Consider the following 17,879-nt stretch of genomic DNA (forward strand, 5'->3'; position numbering starts at 1 on the left):
AGATATGAGGTTAGCACAAGGTATTGTCATTGATAAAGAAAAGACTTTTGGATTATTAAAATTTTCGGCATTACGACGTGAAGTTTTCCTTCAAAACGAAGATGGCACGGTATCAACCGAGGTAAAAGAACGCACCTATGACTTAAAGTCTCGTGAACAAGGTCGCATGATTCAAGTGAGTCTTCCTGCTTCCGTTCCACTAAAAGAATTTGATTATAATGCTGAAGTAGAACTTATGAATCCTGTCGCAGATACAGTCGCAAATGCAACATTTCGTGGCGCAGATGTTGATTGGTATATAAAGGCAGATGACTTAGTCTTAAAGGGAAAAGCGGCAACATCAACTAGTAACGTTCCAAAGTCTATCCCTAGTAAGGAAAAATAATGAAAGCTTTTAGAAGACGAGGGAAACGAATTCGAGAGAGTGATGTATCCCTCGTTTTTCAATTTGTATTCTTTAGACTGGTTGGTATATGGATCGCTTCTTTTATCCCTTTTCATCTGTCATTTTTACTTTCTACAATGTGGCAGCTTGATCAATTTCAAGCACATTTTATGAGTACGTATGGATTGATTTCACTGGTGATTAGTTTAGTGATGGTAGCTGGCTGTATTTTTGTTTATTATCGGTATCGATATGATCGTATCAGACAGATTATTCACCGCCAAAAACTTGCTAAAATGATCCTGGAAAATGGTTGGTATGAAACGAAACAGGTACAATCAAGTAGCTTCTTTAAAGACATACCAAATGGAAAAGCAAAAGATAAAATTAGTCACTTTCCTAAAATGTATTATCGGCTGGAAAAAGGATTGCTTCATATTCAAACAGAAATCACATTGGGAAAATATCAAGAGCAATTATTAAACCTCGAAAACAAACTGGAAAGTGGTTTGTACTGTGAGTTGGTATCGAAAGAATTACATGATTCTTTTGTAGAATACATCTTGCTCTATGACACAATTAATAGTCGTATTTCCATTGATGAAGTAATCGCAGATAATGGCAGTTTAAAGCTTATGGACTCAATGTATTGGGATTATGATAAACTCCCCCATATGTTAATCGCTGGTGGAACAGGTGGTGGGAAAACGTACTTTATTCTCACACTGATTGAAGCGCTGTTAAAAACAGATGCAAAGCTGTATATCTTAGATCCCAAAAATGCAGATTTAGCGGATTTAGCCACTGTTATGCCTGATGTGTACTACAAAAAAGAAGATATGAAGGCATGTATTGATCAATTCTATGATGACATGATGGCCCGCAGTGAGGATATGAAACAGATGAAGGGCTATAAAACAGGGGAAAACTATGCTTATTTAGGCTTATCTCCTCACTTTTTAGTCTTTGATGAATATGTCGCATTCATGGAAATGCTTGTTTCCAAGGAAAATACCGCTGTGTTAACCAAACTAAAACAAATTGTTATGTTAGGTAGACAAGCAGGGTTTTTCCTTATTCTCGCCTGTCAACGTCCAGACGCAAAATATCTTGGCGATGGGATTCGTGATCAGTTTAATTTTCGGGTTGCTTTAGGTCGTATGAGTAAACTTGGATATGGCATGATGTTCGGTAGTGACGTACAAAAGCAATTTTTCTTAAAACAGATCAAAGGACGAGGGTATGTTGATAAAGGGGATAATGTCATTTCTGAATTTTATACACCACTTGTCCCTAAAGAACATGATTTTTTAAATGAGATTGCTAAACTAGCCCAATAAAGGCTGCCAAGTGCGGCGGCGTGCGAAGCGAAAGCCGACGTGCTGGGCTAAGCCTGCGTGGCGATAGCCACGCCTTAACCCCCCATTTCTAACAGGGGGGTAGAAAAACAATAAGAAACTGTTCCAAAGACCAATAATACCTGATGGCACAACGGTTTGGAGCATATGAAGAAGATGTCAGCTTTTAACCTTTAGTTGACATCTCTTTTGTGTTGGGAGGAATGTATATGAATCAAATACCTTGGTATCAACGATTAAAAGAAAAACGATTGAAATACGGTGTGTCGCAAAATAAACTGGCTGTTCATATTGGAATCTCAAGACAGTATATTAGTGAAATTGAAAGAGGAAAAGTAACTCCGACCCAAACATTACAAAATGCTCTGTTCGATATTTTAGAACAATTTAATCCAGATGCTCCACTCGAAATTTTGTTTGACTATGTGCGGATTCGATTTTTAACGACAAACCCGAAGCCTGTCATTGAAGATATTTTGAAACTCAAAATGGAGTACATGTTGCATGAGGATTTTGCTTTTTACTCTTATATGGAACAATACGTTTTTGGTGATATCGTTGTCATGGTTTCACCCGATGAAGATAAAGGTTGTTTACTCGAACTTAAAGGAAAAGGATGTAGACAATTTGAGAATTTCCTACTAGCCCAGCAACGAACATGGTTCGACTTTTTTATGGAAGTGTTTCGGACTGGTGGTGTTTTTAAACGGATTGATCTTGCGATAAACGATAAGACAGGCATATTGGATATTCCGTTTCTAACTAACAAATGTCGTAATGAAGAATGTATTTCCGTTTTTCGTAGTTTTAAAAGCTACCGTTCTGGTGAACTTGTACAGAATGAAGAAAAGCCTGACATGGGAAATACGTTATATATCGGTTCGTTAAAAAGTGACGTGTACTTTTGTGCGTATGAGAAAGATTACGAGCAATACATGAAACATGGAACATCACTCGAAGATACAGATGTGAAAAACCGTTTTGAAATTCGTTTAAAGAATGATCGTGCTTATCACGCGATTGTAGATTTAATGACGTATGAAGATGCTGGACGAACCGCCTTTTCGATTATTAATCGGTATATTCGTTTTGTCGATAAAGACGAAGAAAAACGGCGAAGCAGTTGGAAAATGAATAAAGCATGGCAACGATTTATTGATCTAGGCGTGAATAGAAAAATTTCTTTAACGACAAAACCTGAACCCTATACGTTTGAAAAGTCACTAAGGTGGCTTGCTCGACAAGTTGCACCTACTTGGAAATTAGCAACAAAGATAGATGAACTCAATCAAACGAATGTAATTGAGGACATGTTGGAGCAAGTAAAGTTATCCGACCGTCACCAAAAGATACTCATGCAACAAACCATTCCTATCGAGAAAGTGATTCAACCGCTATCAGATAATGAATGATTAACTATTGAAGGGAGAAATTCAAATGAACTTTGGGCAGAACCTATACAACTGGTTTTTAAGTAATGCGCAATCTTTAGTATTAATGGCGATTGTCGTGATTGGAATATATTTAGGCTTTAAACGAGAGTTTTCCAAACTGATTGGATTTTTGATTATTGCTTTAGTTGCGGTGGGATTAGTCTTTAATGCAAGTGGAGTGAAAGATGTATTGTTAAACTTATTTAATCGAATCATAGGGGCCTAAATTGTACCGTTTTTTTGTGGAAGATAAGTGTTCTTCTTATGTTCTGCAAACAAATGGTGAACCAAACGGTAGTGCGGTAGGGATTAACAAGTCTTATTTTGTGTATCAGCAGAAAAAACACTGCTGCTTTTTTTATGGCTATTTTTAATAAAAAAGGATGTGAGCTTCTATGGAAATGCAAGTTTTTATAACGAATCTCGGTAAGTATAATGAAGGGGAAGTTAATGGTGCTTGGTTTACACCACCTATTGATTTTGAGGAAGTAAAAGAACGTATCGGTTTGAATGGAGAGTATGAAGAATATGCCATCTTTGATTACGAACTCCCTTTTGAAATTGGTGAATATACACCTATTTCAGAAGTGAACCGTTTATGTGCGATGGTGGAAGAGATTGCGGGGACACCGCTTTATGATTCTCTTTCTGAAGTTCAAAGCTATTGGTTTAACAGCATAGAAGAATTACTGGAACACCAAGATGATATTATGTACTATCCTGATTGTGAGAATATGGCAGATGTCGCAAGAGTGTTGGTAGAAGAAACAGGAATGTTAGGAGAAGTCCCTGCTAATCTACAAAACTATTTTGATTATGAAGCCTTTGGACGTGATTTAGAAATTGAGGGTAGTTTTCTAATTACGTCAAATGGTGTATTTGAATATACGCAGTAAGTGAACAAGCAGCTTGTTATCGTACAGGCTGCTTTTTCTATGTATGAGAGGATGATTTCATGTGAAAAAGTTAAAAAGTTATACGCGTATTTGGTCAGTTGAAAAAGTGATTTATGCCATTAATGATTTTCGTTTACCTTTTCCCGTCACATTCAATCAAATGTCATGGTTTGTACTTTCGCTTTTAATTGTCATGTTGTTAGGGAATCTTCCCCCACTTTCTTTGATCAATGGAGCGTTATTAAAATATGTCGGAATTCCAGTTGGTTTGACATGGTTTATGAGTCAGAAAACATTTGATGGCAAAAAACCATATAGTTTTCTCAAGTCTGCATTGACTTATTGGTTTCGATCTAAGGTTACGTATGCAGGAAAATCCGTCAAACTACAACGTATGAAAGTAAATGAATCCATTACTGCCGTTAGGAGTGAAGTACATGCGTTATCCGATTAAATATCTCGAGAATAATCTTGTTTTTAACCATGACGGAGAATGTTTTGCCTATTATGAACTATTGCCATATAATTATTCTTTTTTGTCGGAGGATGAAAAAATACAGGTGCATGATCACTTTCGTCAATTAATTGCACAAAATCAAGATGGGAAAATTCACGCATTACAGATCAGTACCGCAAGCAGTATACGCTCGGTCCAGGAACGAAGTAAAAAGTTAGTCACAGGACGATTACAAGAGGTTGCTTATGATCGAATCGATGACCAAACAGAAGCCCTTGTTTCCATGATTGGTGAACATCAGATAGACTATCGTTTTTTTATTGGTTTTAAACTGTTGCTGAATGAAGAAGAATTCAGTATGAAGTCGATGGGAAAGTCAGTGACTACTTCCCTATCTTCTTTTATCCGTGACGTGAACCATCATTTAATGGGAGATTTTGTTTCCATGCCCCATGATGAAATTAGACGTTTCTCTAAAATGGAATCGTTATTACAGAACAAAATATCAAGGCGTTTTAAGATACGCCCTTTAGATAAAAATGATTTTGGCTATCTGATTGAACACCTTCACGGACAAACTGGAATGGCTTATGACGATTATAATTATGCTCTACCTCTAAAGAAATTTAAAAGGCAAACTTTAGTGAAGCGTTATGATCTGATTAAACCGACTCGTTGTCTGATTGAGGAAAATCAACGTTATTTAAAAATCGAACAGGAAGAAAACACATTGTATGTCGCTTATTTTACCATTAATTCGATTGTCGGTGATCTTGAGTTTCCATCGGATGAAATCTTTTATTATCAACAACAACAATTCGATTTTCCAATCGATACCTCCATGAATGTGGAAATTGTCACCAACAAAAAAGCCTTGTCCACGGTGCGGAATAAGAAAAGGGAACTAAAGGATTTAGATAACCATGCCTGGGAATCCGATAACGAAACGGGCAGCAATGTCATTGATGCATTGGAACAGGTAAATGAACTAGAAGATGTGCTCGACCAAAGTAAAGAATCAATGTATAAGTTAAGCTATGTCATTCGAGTATCTGCCCCTAACTTGGATGAACTCAAACAGCGTTGTAATGAGGTCAAAGATTTTTATGATGATTTGAACGTAAAACTTGTTCGTCCATTTGGAGATATGATCGGTTTACACAGTGAATTTATCCCCGCCAGTAAACGGTATATGAATGACTATATCCAATATGTCACGTCAGATTTTCTTGCAGGACTTGGGTTTGGAGCAACACAAATGCTTGGAGAAACAGAAGGTATATATTTTGGCTACAACTTGGACACGGGAAGAAATGTATATCTCAACCCTAGCCTTGCTAGTCAAGGCGTCAAAGGTTCGGTCACGAACGCCTTAGCTTCTTCTTTCTTAGGCTCACTTGGTGGAGGTAAATCTTTTTCTAATAACCTGCTTGTTTATTATGCCGTTCTCTTTGGTGGTCAAGCACTTATTGTTGATCCAAAGGCAGAACGAGGAAAATGGAAAGAAACATTGCCCGAAATTGCTCATGAAATAAATATTGTTAATTTAACGAGTGAGGAAAGCAATAAAGGACTACTTGACCCTTTTGTCATTATGAAAAAGAAAAAGGATTCGGAAAGTCTTGCCATTGATATTCTTACCTTTCTCACGGGTATATCGAGTCGAGATGGAGATAAGTTCCCTGTATTACGACGAGCGATTCGAGCTGTCGGTCAACAGGAAGAACGTGGGTTACTTCTCGTGATTCATGAATTAAGAAGTGATCCTAATCCATTAGCTGGTCCCATCGCTGACCATATCGAAAGTTTTACGGATTATGACTTTGCCCACCTTCTGTTTTCGGATGGTACTGTGGAACATTCGATTAGTTTAGAAAAACAATTGAATATCATTCAAGTGGCAGATTTAGTATTACCAGACGCAGAAACAAGTTTTGAAGAATATACAACGATGGAATTATTAAGTGTTGCCATGTTGATTGTCATTTCCACTTTTGCACTAGACTTTATTCATTCCGACCGAAGTGTATTTAAAATTGTGGACTTAGATGAAGCTTGGAGTTTCCTACAAGTCACACAAGGAAAAACACTTTCTAATAAGCTAGTACGAGCAGGACGTGCCATGAATGCGGGTGTCTACTTTGTTACGCAAAATGCGGATGATCTAACCGATGAAAAACTCAAAAATAATATCGGTGTGAAGTTTGCTTTCCGTTCCAGGGATATGACAGAAATTAAGAAAACTCTTCAATTCTTTGGTGTGGATGCGGAAGATGAATCGAATCAAAGACGATTACGGGAACTGGAAAATGGACAATGTCTAATTCAAGACTTATATGGGCGTGTGGGTATTATTCAAGTCCATCCTGTCTTTGAAGATTTATTTCATGCTTTTGACACGCGTCCACCGACACAGGAGAAGAAAGGTGGCGATTAATTTGAAAAAACAAAAATGGAAAAAGATTGTCTTGACGGTGGTACTCATTGGTGCTGCCGTTTTTCTATGTCTTCTCTTACTTGGTACATTTGCTCAAGCAGCTGGATTAGTTGATGATACGGTGTCAGAAAATAATCTGTATTCTAAATATGCTCTTGACCATTACCAACTCGATTTTTATGTGGACACAGGTTGGGATTGGTTGCCATGGAATTGGAACGATGGCATCGGAAAACAAGTCATGTATGGGCTCTATACGATTACAAATTTCATCTGGATTATTAGCTTGTATTTGTCTAATGCAACAGGCTACTTAATCCAACAAGCCTATTCTCTCGATTTTATTTCACAGACGGCAGATGCCATTGGAAAGAATATGCAAACATTAGCTGGGATTACCGCAAGTGGTTTCAGCAGTTCTGGATTTTATGTGGGTTTCTTGCTTTTTTTCATTTTAGTGATAGGCATTTATGTGGCCTATACGGGCTTAATGAAACGAGAAACCACAAAAGCCATTCGGGCGATTCTAAACTTTTTAGTCGTGTTTATTTTGTCAGCTTCTTTTATCGCTTATGCACCAACCTATATTACTAAAATTAATGATTTTTCTGCTGACATTAGTCAAGCAAGTTTAGATTTGGGAACAAAAATCTTAATGCCTAGCTCTACTAGTCAGGGAAAAGATAGTGTTGATTTGATACGGAATAACCTCTTTTCGATTCAAGTGGAACAGCCTTGGATGTTGTTGCAGTTTGATGATTCAGATAAAGAAACGATTGGTGAAGAACGTGTTGAAAGCTTGGTTTCTATCAATCCCGATACGAATAATGGAAAAGATCGGGAAGATGCTGTAAAAGCAGAAATTGAAGATCATGACAATAAAAACTTAACCATTACGAAGACCACCACACGTTTAGGAATGGTCTTCTTTTTATTTCTGTTTAATATCGGTATATCCATTTTTGTTTTTTTATTATCGGGAACTATGATTTTCTCGCAAATTCTGTTTATTATTTATGCGATGTTTTTACCGATTAGCTTCCTACTATCCATGATACCAACTTTTGAAAACATGGGAAAACAAGCGATTATGAAATTGTTTAATGTGATTATGCTTCGGGCTGGAATTACATTGATTATTACAATTGCCTTTAGCATTTCATCTATGCTTTACAGCTTAACAACGAGTTATCCGTTTTTCTTGATTGCTTTTTTGCAGATTGTGACGTTTGCAGGTATTTACATGAAACTCGGCGACATTATGAGCATGTTTAAACTGCAAAGTAATGATTCGCAACAAGTCGGACGTCAAGTCATGCGTCGTCCTTACCGAATGTTCAATCGTGGCAGCCGGCGATTACAGCGAACAATTGGACGGAGCCTTGCGGGTGCAACAGCAGGAGCAACTGTTGGGGCAATGGTTGGAAAATCTAAGCAAACAAAAAAGGGTTTGTCCTCTCCCCTACGTCCATTACAACGATTGACATCGACTACAAAAGATAACAAAGAACGTCCAACTGATCGTACGAAACCACCATCTTTAAGCCAGAAAATGGGTCAAGTCACAGGGAAAATGGTTGGTGCGAAAAATCAGTTCCGTGCGAATATAGATCACCGCAAAGAACAACTGCATGATTTGCCTACTACTGCTGAATATGCAGTGATGCAAGGAAAAGAACAGCTTACAAAACCTGCCCGTGATTTTAAAGAAGGCATGAAACAAGCAAAAGAAAAGAGACAAAAAACACATGCAGAACGTCAAGCAAAACATCGTCAAACGATTGCGGATAGGCGACAAGCATTAGATAAAAAGCGCCCGCCTTCTCGTGATACTGCCATTCATGAAAGACCAGTCACACATGAAGGCAATGAATCGTTACATCAGGATAGATTAAAGAAATCAGCTGTTGAACAAAAACAAAAGACAAGACCTGCCACAAAAAATGAACACATGAAGCAAACCAAATTACAACAACAGTTCTCAAGTCCAAACAAAAAAGAACATCTGATTTCTGCCGATAATTCCAACCAACCTATCAAAAAAGAAACTCGAACTCTCAATGAAGAACATTCTAGACCAAAAAATAGTCGAAAAATCATCAAACGTCCAACTAAACCTTTGAAACGTACAAATCAGAAACGAATTAGTGAGCGTCCAATCCATGCAACTAGGGAGAAACGCCGATGAAAGTTATGAGATTAAAGATCATGCTAATTGCTGGAGGAATAGGTTTTCTTGGCTTTTTAGGGCTGTTGGCATTTGTGGCTATTTTTATATCTAATGAAGAAGATTCATCAGATGGTGGTGACTTCATTAGTGATATAGGTGGTATATCGGTATCTGCTGATGTGTTAAGACATCAGCCAATGGTGGAGAAATATGCACAAGAATACGGAATTAGTGAGTATGTGCCTACCCTACTTGCCATTATTGAAGTAGAAAGTGGTGGTAAATTGCCAGACGTAATGCAGTCGAGTGAATCGCTGGGATTACCACCTAATTCCTTAGATACCGAAGCCTCTATTCAACAAGGAACAAAATACTTTTCAGATTTGTTGCGTTCCGCAGAAGCAAGCCATGTCGATGGACATACAGTCATCCAAGCCTATAATTATGGCGGTGCTTTTATTGATTACGTTGCAAAAAGAGACGCACAATATAGCTTTGGATTAGCCGAAAGTTTTGCGAAAGATCGATCAGGTGGTAATAAAGTTACCTATACAAATCCTATTGCAGTAAAGAAAAATGGTGGCTGGCGTTATGGTTATGGCAATATGTTTTATGTCGATTTAGTAAGTCAATATTTCATTTCGCCTCAATTTGATGATGAAATGATTCAGATCGTTATGGATGAAGCTCTAAAGTATGAGGGATATCCCTATGTCTTTGGTGGAGACAATCCGAGTACCTCTTTTGATTGTAGTGGACTGACACAGTGGAGTTACCAGAAAGCAGGGATTAATTTACCCAGAACAGCACAGCAGCAATATGACGCGACCGAGTCGATTCCTTTATCGGAAGCAAAGCCTGGTGATTTAGTGTTTTTTCATTCCACATATAATGCGGGAACGTATGTCACACATGTAGGAATCTACCTTGGAAATAATCAAATGTACCAAGCTGGCGACCCGATTGGTTATGCAGATTTAACTACTGCTTACTGGCAAAAGCATCTTATTGGAGCTGGACGTATTAAATAATAGAAAGGATTGAACCAAATGAAAGGTATTTTTAAGAAAAAAGAAAAACAAATGCTAGAAACAAAACCTAAAAAAACGAAAGTACGGACTGTTGGTACACGCAAAAAAATAGTAACTATTTTATGGGTGCTACTCATTGGCAGTCTTGCCTTTGCCATTTATAAAAACTTTACAGCGATTGATCAGCATACTGTTCATGAAAGAGAAATCATTGAAACAAAAATTATGGATACGAGTGCCATAGAAAGTTTTACGAAAAACTTTGTCAAAGACTACTACACATGGCAAAATGAAAAAGATTCTATTGAAGAACGAGCGGAAAAGATTAATGACTACTTGACTGAGCATTTACAATCTTTAAATACCGATACCGTAAGAGATGATATTCCTACCAGTTCCAGTGTGAGTAATATTGATATCTGGTCAATATCACCAGAAAGTGATAATACCTATGCGGTTGTATATTCAGTAGATCAAAAAATTACAGAAGATAAAGATAGCCAAAAGAATCGTTCTACCTATCGAATTTTGCTTCATCAAGATAATGTAGGAAACTTAGTAATTACACAAAACCCTACCTTATGGAGCATACCCAATAAATCAGATTATGAGCCACAACAACCTGAAAGTAACGGAACAGTCGATTCCGATACGGTGCAAGAAGTGACCGAGTTTTTGGAGACATTCTTTACGTTTTATCCGACTGCCACGGATAAAGAACTTGCCTATTATGTGAAAAATAGTGCCTTACCATCAATTGGTAAGGATTATCTGTTTTCAGAGCTAGTCCATCCAGTTTTTCAAATAAAAGATAGTCAAATAAAAGTATGGGTTACTGTTAAATATATTGACGAAACAACACAAGCAACACAGTTTTCACAATATATACTCACACTAGAAAAAGATACAAATTGGACGGTTGTAGAATAAAAATTTCTTATTGAAAAAACCACGACTTGTACTTACTGCCTGATCAAGTCGTGGTAATTAGTAATCATTTAGTAATTCAATAAATTTATTACTCCATTAAAATTCATGTATTAATTGTCAAGTCTTGAAGTAAATTATTTTATATCTTCTTTTATCATTTTTTTTAACAATAAAAAAACTTCATTCATATCTTCAACATCAAGTGCCTGAACAATTTTTTCTAAATGTTCAAACTGAATTCGCTGCCTTTTTCCATTTGCGAGTTCGCTCAATGCAGCTACTCGAATACCTGTTTTAATATAGAGTTGAGTAAGAGAAATATCTCGATCAGATAATAGTTGATTAATTATAACTTAACTTTTTTCATTGAAATTGCTCCTCATATATTAACTTTACTTTTAAACGTACATTACCATGAGGTTAATTTATTTTGTATATACGTTATGCGCATACGTATAGGAAGTGCTCAGTATCAAACAGTAAAAAATGTAGAATTATAATGTTTAACAGGATAATCGTTATAATTCTAGCAAACAAGGAAAGTAGTTATATCAATATTACAAGCTTAACAGTAGATACCTGAAAAGACTTCCGTATAACAAAGGAGTAAATGAATGAACTGAATGATAAGATTGCGGACCAAAAGGGTATTTCTTTTGTCAGTTCGAAAATTACAGGAGGTATGGTAACAGGGGAAGAAGATTTCCCACGTAACTTTTTGGCGGAAGAGGAAAGGGCAGTAAAATTATCTGTCATACTGGATGATAATCCATATGATAAAACTTCTCTTGATACTGTTGAATAATTAAGAGATGAAGCAGATAAATTTCTTAAGGACAGTGAATTTTCCACGAAGGAATTCCAACTACAATATGCCGGACAGACAGCGGAACAAGTAGATGTACAAGAAATGAATGTATTGTTTTCCGTAGTCATCATCTTGTTGATCATTATTCTTGGAGTTCAGACACGATCTATTGTACTACCAGTATTAATGATGTTCACTATTCTTCTATCATATACCGCTTCACTAGGGTTTGGTTGGTTCATATTTAAAAAAGTCATGGGGTATGACGCGATTAGTTACCGATTGCCAGTATATACTTTTGTATTCATGGTTGCCTTAGGGATTGATTACAACATCATTCTCGTTTCGCGGATAAGGGAATTAGCAAAGGAGATGCCATGGAGAGAAGCCGTTGGTAAAGCTGTGGCTAAAACTGGGGGAGTCATAGCATCAGCAGGTTTGATTCTAGCAGCAACCTTTGCTGTCTTAATGACACAACCTTTAGAAGAACTCTTCTTGTTTGGATTTACAATGGCGCTCGGAATTTTACTGACGACATTCGTAATTGCTGCCGTGTTTCTACCATCAGTTTTAATTTTGACGCGCAAAAAACAATAAGAAAGAATCACTAAAATCTTCTTAAAATTGAAAAGATGTGATTGGGATGGTCATTATTCCAATCACATCTTTATTATTATCGGTTATGTTTACCGAATAATGATTTAGTATATTCTCCATTCAATTCCATACATTCTGTTCACATTACACTTTCATACCAGTATATATAATTTCCCAAATCCATTTCGCCCATGCTTTATTATCCACTTTTAAGGAAGTTGGTTTATTAATTGTATTAAATAGAAGGTTAGTCAACACATCTGTTGGAATTTCTTCTCTAACCACTTTCTCCTGTTTACAGTGATCAATAATAGTTTGAATTTCCTTAATAATGTGGATATGATCAGTGATGAATTTTTTTTTCATCTCTACAACTACTTCTGAATCACTTTGCAATAAAGGTATTATTTTTAGTATGCTGTGAATGTGTGCATATTTTATCATTAATTCAATCAGCTGAAACAATTGAGACTTCGCATTCTTGACAGATACAATTGTTGCTAGTTCATCTGTATAGTGCACCATTAATTCATTCATGTAGGCGACAATCATATCATCTTTTGATGAATAATACTCATATAATGTACTCCTGCCAATGCCGAGCAATTTTGATAATGCTGTGAAATTAAAGCCTCCATACCCTTGTTCAAGCAATAGTTTCTCGGTTGCCTGCATGAGTTCAATCGATTGTACCTTTTTCCGTGTCATATTTCATCACCTAAATTATATTTATATTAACAATATAACATATAACCTACATATCTAGAGTACAATGTGTTTTGTCAATTACATATTAGTTTGGACGTATGGTGAGAAAGCTAATTTATGCAAAATATGAAGCTATATTTCTGGAATTAAATTTTAAAAAGAGACTCGGATTTGACTAACTCCTTCGTATTAAATCGACCGCATGGAATCAAGGTTTCTACATTTGACTTCGTACGTTATGACCTTTCCTTTGATCCTTACTCTAATTTTCAATTTATGATATAGGCCCTTTCAATCTTTCTTAGGGAACGCCATATAAATGCTGTTATTTTGATGAAGGAGTTAGTCAAATCCAAAGCGCCCATTTATCTAATTTCACCATTATTGCTGGTACTAAAATAGTTCGCACTAAAAATGTATCGATTAACACCCCAACAGCAACTGTAAATCCAAACATAAATAATTCAAGAATTGGTTGTGTCATTAAAACTGCAAATGTTGCTGCTAAAATAATACCTGCGGAAGAAATGACTCCTCCCGTACGTGCTAACCCTAACTCAATTGCTTTTTTGATTGGATGTTTTCTTGATTCTTCCTTTATACGGGAAATAAGCATAATATTATAATCAACACCTAACGCAACTAGGAAGATAAACGAATATACTGGAATGCGATAACTCATCGCATCATATTGAAACACATTTTCAAAAATAAAAATACTAAATCCTAACGCAGCAAAATAAGATAAAATAATTGTCGCCATCATATACAATGGAGCAATGAATGATCTAGATTGGAATCCAAGTAAAATCGTGATTAATATCGTTATTAAAGTAACGATTAGAATTGTATCTTGATCATTGACAGCCCTAGTATCAGCATGTTTTGCTGTCTCTCCAGCAAAATGTAAAGTCGCTTCATGGAGCTCTGAATTCGACAATAGTTTTTCATTATTGTTGCGCAATATATTTAAATGGTCCATCGTATTTAAATCATAAGGGTTGCCAGAAAAGACAATATTTAATTTCGCTACTTTTTCGTCTTCTGTTGACCAAGATGATTTGCCAAACTCTATAATTGCAGGATCAGATAAATCAGGTGTGACGTTTTCCACTCCTTGATTTGCTAAGATTTCTTGTCTAAGTTTCTCTAGACTCTCAACAGGTAGCTTATGTGCACCTTCAATGATAACAGTTGTCATCGCTAATTCGCCTGGAGAAAAATTCTCTTCAAGTAATTCGTATCCTTCCCTTGATTCCATGTCTTCTGGAAATGATTTGATAAGATTAAAAGAATACTCATTTGTTAAGACATTAAATGATATGGCAATTAATAGAATGGCAATAATAGAACCACTTGCTATGGGACGTTTCGTGACGATAGATGCTAGTCTATTCCAGAAATTTGGCTTCATGTTTTCAAAAGAACCAACTTTAGGAATATACGGCCAAAATGACTTACGACCGAAAATTACAAACAATGCAGGGAGTAATGTTAATCCCCCTAGTAGGATAAAAAACAAAGCAATTGTGAACACAGGTGCAAAATTACGATACGGCTCAAATGTTGCCGCAAAAAGTACAATCATTGCAGCAATAATAGTTGTTCCACTAAAGAAAATAGGCTCACTTACTCTTTTAACTGCTAATGCCATTGCTTTATACTTATCTTGATGTTTCCGTAATTCTTCTCTAAATCTAAATACAATAAATAATGCATAATCTGTAATAACCGCTAAGAGTAGAATGGACATAATGGATGTGGATTGACTCTCAATTGCCAAACCATTTTTACCAAAGAATCCAATTATTCGATCAACAACCTGATAAATAATACCCGCACCTATTAAAGGAACGAGAGCAATAATTGGTGAACGGTAAATAACAATTAAAATGATAAAAATTAAGCCAATTGTTCCAAGTAATAAAACAAGATCTGCACTAGCAAAAATCGCAATCATATCGGAAACAATCCCAGCTGGTCCAGTCACTTTTAATATAAGGTTTTCATTATTATGTATTTCTTTATCGGCAATACTATTAATCTCTTTAATCGTTGTATTAATGACACTTCGTTCAAGTCCGTCCTTTAAATTAACAGGTAAAATGAACGTTGTATCATTTTCTGATATAAAAGTCGATTTAATTTCCTCGGTAAATGTATAGACAGGAATGACTTCTTTTACATCCTTTAAGGATGCATTCTCTAAGTTCTCATTAATGGTATCAATCTGTTCAAAATCTTGATCTGTTAATCCGTCTTCATTATGAAAAACTAAAATCGCTGGAACACCTGCATCACCTTTGAAGTGACTTTGTAATTTTTCTTCAGCTATAAGCGACTGCGCATCATTAGGAAGCCCAGTATCATTAATACTTGTCGCATACTCACTTGCTCCTGATGAAAGGCCACTCACTGCAATAGCTAAAATAATCCAAATTACAACAGTCCATTTCGCCCCTTTCTTACTACTCGCAGCTTTAGTTACTTTATTAATTAATGTAAACACTAGTTTCATCTCCTTTGTCGACAATTGTGTCGGAATAGATTAAAAAAATAATGGACACACGAGTAAGTTTAAATGAACTCGACACAAGTGTCAACGTTATTATGTCAAAGATCATGGCAAATTAATGACAATTATTCAAAATAATTACTCAAAGTGATACTCGTATGAAACTAATATTAAAATTAGCCAGTAAACTAGCCTATTAACCATTTCTTATGATGATATAAACATCAATTGTCATAAGACTGCGGGCCTTTGTTACTGGTAAAACTATATTAGAATCAATTGTCATTAATTAGACAATTAAAATTAGCTAATAGGTGTTGACACAAGTGTCGGGTTGGTTTAGTATCAAGGTAAGTTTTTTGCGCAAGTCCGACAAATATGTCGGTTGGAGATTTTGAGTTATTTATTAATAAAATAATAGGAGCTATAAAGAAATGAATAAATAATTATGATAGTTTTAGAAAAGGAACTACAATCTAATAAATTTAGAGAGGGATTTAGATGGACAAACTAAAATGCGAATGTGGACACGTAAATCCTGAAGGGACTATACTTTGCGAATCATGTGGTAAGCCTGTAGAGGAAAACGAACATAAAGATGGAAATGACAAAAACAAATTATTGAATATGCGTTATGACGGAATAGCTAGAAGATCACAAACTTATAATAGAACCATTGTTGATAAAATATGGAACTTTTTCTCTTCCGTTAAGAACGGTGTGATACTCATCGTGATTGCACTTATTGCTTCTGGGCTGGGCACAATTTTTCCGCAAGAAATGTTTATCCCAGCAGAGGCGGAAAATAGGGATCCAGCTGTTTTTTATGAAGCTTGGTATGGTCTACCAGGAAAAATTTATTATCAGTTAGGGTTTCATGAACTTTACAGCTCATGGTGGTACATGATATTAATCGCGTTAATTGGAATTTCCCTAGTCATTTGTAGTCTCGATCGATTTGTACCGTTATATCGAGCATTAAAAATACAGCAACCAAAACGTCATAATACATTTTTAAGCAGACAACGCCTCTTTAGTCAAACTGCAGTTGTGTCAGACCAAGATAAGAAAAGTGTTATCGATAAACTTAAAAAGAATCGTTATAATATTGTCGAAACAGATGGAAGTGTATTGGCTGAAAAAAACCGTTTTTCACGATGGGGTCCATATGTCAACCATATTGGACTTATTATAATTTTAATCGCTGCAATACTGCGCACAACCCCTTTATTTTTTTTAGATGATTATGTATGGGTAAGGGAAGGAGAACAGAAAGTAATTCCAGGTACAGATGGCGAATATTACATAGAAAACAAGCAATTTTTATTAGAATTGTATGATAAAGATGATGAACGATTTAAAGACGCGATGGAAAAAACAGGTGAACAAGTACATAAAAACTATCAAACCGATGTCATCATTTACAAAGATAAAGAGGCAAATATCGTTGGCGCTGACCCCGAATTGGAAAAAATAACAGAGAGTTCTATTCGGATGAACCAGCCGTTAAAATTTGGTGGACTTAGTGGTTATACGCTCTATCAATCTGGATTTCAAGAAAATGAGTTTTCAAACATGACGTTTAAAGTGTATGAAACGGCAGACGTCGAGCAATCATCCTTAGGGGAGGTTACGATTGATTTAACATCTCCTGAAAAATTTTATGAATTAGATAGTGGAATGAAAGTAGAAGTTTCACAGTATTATCCAGATTATGAATTGCAGGATGGAGAACCACGATCCATCTCGAAATTTCCAAGAAATCCAGCTTTCGTGTTTACAATTTATCCACTAGAGTCGAAAGATAGTGAAATTAGTTTTATAGGAATCGGTAAAAACATCGATGCTACAGGTAAAAATAAATATAAACTAGGAATAACAAACTTTGAGAATCATTATGTAAGTGGTATTACAATTCGTAGAGATTACACATTACCCTTATTTATTGTCGGTGCTGCAATCTTCATGATTGGTGTTATTCAAGGGATGTATTGGCAACATAGAAGGATTTGGGTTAATCCAGAAGGTGACGGAATATTACTCGCTGCACATACAAATAAAAATTGGTTTGGTCTGAAAAAAGATATTGAAGAAGCGATAAAAGGTACGAATATACAGATGGTCATCGATCAAGAAGAAAAAGAACTTAAATAG

General features: G+C 35.9%; 16 protein-coding genes. 13 read left to right on the plus strand and 3 right to left on the minus strand.

Translation table 11 applies throughout. The features are described from left to right. Nucleotides 1-4 precede the first annotated feature (4 nt). The 10 genes from ACLIBH_RS04795 (at nucleotide 5) to ACLIBH_RS04840 (ending at nucleotide 11,097) form a co-directional block, all read left to right on the plus strand. Nucleotides 5-385 (plus strand): YdcP family protein, encoded by a 381-nt coding sequence (locus tag ACLIBH_RS04795; RefSeq protein WP_439315560.1) that lies wholly within the window; start codon nucleotides 5-7, stop codon nucleotides 383-385. Then, entirely contained in the window at nucleotides 385-1,725 is a 1,341-nt protein-coding gene (locus ACLIBH_RS04800) for an FtsK/SpoIIIE domain-containing protein (protein ID WP_439315561.1), read from the plus strand. The genes ACLIBH_RS04795 and ACLIBH_RS04800 overlap by 1 nt, the downstream gene beginning before the upstream one ends. Nucleotides 1,726-1,952: 227 nt before the next feature. Next, a complete protein-coding gene (gene mobT / locus ACLIBH_RS04805; RefSeq protein ID WP_439315562.1) occupies nucleotides 1,953-3,155 on the plus strand; it encodes a MobT family relaxase in 1,203 nt (400 codons plus the stop codon). A gap of 25 nt (nucleotides 3,156-3,180) precedes the next feature. Continuing rightward, complete coding sequence (locus ACLIBH_RS04810; RefSeq protein ID WP_017473211.1) at nucleotides 3,181-3,402, plus strand: hypothetical protein; 222 nt, start codon at nucleotides 3,181-3,183, stop codon at nucleotides 3,400-3,402. A 169-nt stretch (nucleotides 3,403-3,571) separates the two neighbouring features. Next, nucleotides 3,572-4,072: an antirestriction protein ArdA gene (locus tag ACLIBH_RS04815; protein ID WP_110393707.1), complete on the plus strand. Its 501-nt coding sequence runs from the start codon at nucleotides 3,572-3,574 to the stop codon at nucleotides 4,070-4,072. Between the two features lie 61 nt (nucleotides 4,073-4,133). Continuing rightward, nucleotides 4,134-4,526, plus strand: coding sequence for a conjugal transfer protein (locus tag ACLIBH_RS04820; RefSeq protein ID WP_439315563.1), 393 nt, complete (start codon nucleotides 4,134-4,136; stop codon nucleotides 4,524-4,526). After that, nucleotides 4,510-6,966: an ATP-binding protein gene (locus tag ACLIBH_RS04825; protein WP_439315564.1), complete on the plus strand. Its 2,457-nt coding sequence runs from the start codon at nucleotides 4,510-4,512 to the stop codon at nucleotides 6,964-6,966. The genes ACLIBH_RS04820 and ACLIBH_RS04825 overlap by 17 nt, the downstream gene beginning before the upstream one ends. Then, complete coding sequence (locus tag ACLIBH_RS04830; protein WP_439315565.1) at nucleotides 6,917-9,154, plus strand: CD3337/EF1877 family mobilome membrane protein; 2,238 nt, start codon at nucleotides 6,917-6,919, stop codon at nucleotides 9,152-9,154. The genes ACLIBH_RS04825 and ACLIBH_RS04830 overlap by 50 nt, the downstream gene beginning before the upstream one ends. A gap of 5 nt (nucleotides 9,155-9,159) precedes the next feature. Continuing rightward, on the plus strand, nucleotides 9,160-10,167 hold the full coding sequence (locus ACLIBH_RS04835; RefSeq protein WP_439315566.1) for a bifunctional lytic transglycosylase/C40 family peptidase: 1,008 nt from the start codon (nucleotides 9,160-9,162) through the stop codon (nucleotides 10,165-10,167). 18 nt (nucleotides 10,168-10,185) lie between these two features. Next, nucleotides 10,186-11,097, plus strand: coding sequence for a conjugal transfer protein (locus ACLIBH_RS04840; protein ID WP_439315567.1), 912 nt, complete (start codon nucleotides 10,186-10,188; stop codon nucleotides 11,095-11,097). Nucleotides 11,098-11,231: 134 nt separating this feature from the next. Here ACLIBH_RS04840 and ACLIBH_RS04845 read toward each other — a convergent pair whose 3' ends face one another. Further along, nucleotides 11,232-11,447, minus strand: a complete 216-nt coding sequence (locus tag ACLIBH_RS04845) for a helix-turn-helix domain-containing protein (RefSeq protein WP_439315661.1) — start codon at nucleotides 11,445-11,447, stop codon at nucleotides 11,232-11,234. 260 nt (nucleotides 11,448-11,707) lie between these two features. On the opposite strand from ACLIBH_RS04845, the gene ACLIBH_RS04850 reads away from it, so the two are divergent. Both ACLIBH_RS04850 and ACLIBH_RS04855 read left to right on the plus strand, forming a co-directional pair. Continuing rightward, complete coding sequence (locus ACLIBH_RS04850) at nucleotides 11,708-11,902, plus strand: hypothetical protein (protein WP_439315568.1); 195 nt, start codon at nucleotides 11,708-11,710, stop codon at nucleotides 11,900-11,902. 105 nt (nucleotides 11,903-12,007) lie between these two features. Then, the gene (locus ACLIBH_RS04855) at nucleotides 12,008-12,502 is read left to right on the plus strand and encodes an MMPL family transporter (RefSeq protein ID WP_439315569.1); all 495 of its coding nucleotides are present in this window, start codon (nucleotides 12,008-12,010) and stop codon (nucleotides 12,500-12,502) included. 144 nt (nucleotides 12,503-12,646) lie between these two features. On the opposite strand, the gene ACLIBH_RS04860 is transcribed toward ACLIBH_RS04855, so the two are convergent. Both ACLIBH_RS04860 and ACLIBH_RS04865 read right to left on the minus strand, forming a co-directional pair. Beyond that, nucleotides 12,647-13,210 carry a TetR/AcrR family transcriptional regulator gene (locus ACLIBH_RS04860; protein ID WP_439315570.1) on the minus strand — a complete coding sequence of 188 codons (564 nt, stop codon included), beginning with the start codon at nucleotides 13,208-13,210 and terminating at the stop codon, nucleotides 12,647-12,649. 346 nt (nucleotides 13,211-13,556) lie between these two features. Continuing rightward, nucleotides 13,557-15,719: an MMPL family transporter gene (locus tag ACLIBH_RS04865; protein WP_439315571.1), complete on the minus strand. Its 2,163-nt coding sequence runs from the start codon at nucleotides 15,717-15,719 to the stop codon at nucleotides 13,557-13,559. A 507-nt stretch (nucleotides 15,720-16,226) separates the two neighbouring features. Between ACLIBH_RS04865 and resB the strand changes: the two genes are divergently transcribed. After that, a complete protein-coding gene (gene resB, locus ACLIBH_RS04870; protein ID WP_439315572.1) occupies nucleotides 16,227-17,879 on the plus strand; it encodes a cytochrome c biogenesis protein ResB in 1,653 nt (550 codons plus the stop codon).

Origin of the sequence: Virgibacillus sp. W0430 (assembly GCF_051846935.1) — a bacterium.
GTDB lineage: Bacteria > Bacillota > Bacilli > Bacillales > Amphibacillaceae > JBPYCR01.

Coding starts and splice junctions, on each gene's coding strand:
- ACLIBH_RS04795 (WP_439315560.1), top strand. CDS start 5: ATGAGGTTAGCACAAGGTATTGTCATTGATAAAGAAAAGACTTTTGGA.
- ACLIBH_RS04800 (WP_439315561.1), top strand. CDS start 385: ATGAAAGCTTTTAGAAGACGAGGGAAACGAATTCGAGAGAGTGATGTA.
- mobT (WP_439315562.1), top strand. CDS start 1,953: ATGAATCAAATACCTTGGTATCAACGATTAAAAGAAAAACGATTGAAA.
- ACLIBH_RS04810 (WP_017473211.1), top strand. CDS start 3,181: ATGAACTTTGGGCAGAACCTATACAACTGGTTTTTAAGTAATGCGCAA.
- ACLIBH_RS04815 (WP_110393707.1), top strand. CDS start 3,572: ATGGAAATGCAAGTTTTTATAACGAATCTCGGTAAGTATAATGAAGGG.
- ACLIBH_RS04825 (WP_439315564.1), top strand. CDS start 4,510: ATGCGTTATCCGATTAAATATCTCGAGAATAATCTTGTTTTTAACCAT.
- ACLIBH_RS04830 (WP_439315565.1), top strand. CDS start 6,917: ATGCTTTTGACACGCGTCCACCGACACAGGAGAAGAAAGGTGGCGATT.
- ACLIBH_RS04835 (WP_439315566.1), top strand. CDS start 9,160: ATGAGATTAAAGATCATGCTAATTGCTGGAGGAATAGGTTTTCTTGGC.
- ACLIBH_RS04840 (WP_439315567.1), top strand. CDS start 10,186: ATGAAAGGTATTTTTAAGAAAAAAGAAAAACAAATGCTAGAAACAAAA.
- ACLIBH_RS04850 (WP_439315568.1), top strand. CDS start 11,708: ATGAATGAACTGAATGATAAGATTGCGGACCAAAAGGGTATTTCTTTT.
- ACLIBH_RS04855 (WP_439315569.1), top strand. CDS start 12,008: ATGAATGTATTGTTTTCCGTAGTCATCATCTTGTTGATCATTATTCTT.
- ACLIBH_RS04860 (WP_439315570.1), bottom strand. CDS start 13,210: ATGACACGGAAAAAGGTACAATCGATTGAACTCATGCAGGCAACCGAG.
- resB (WP_439315572.1), top strand. CDS start 16,227: ATGGACAAACTAAAATGCGAATGTGGACACGTAAATCCTGAAGGGACT.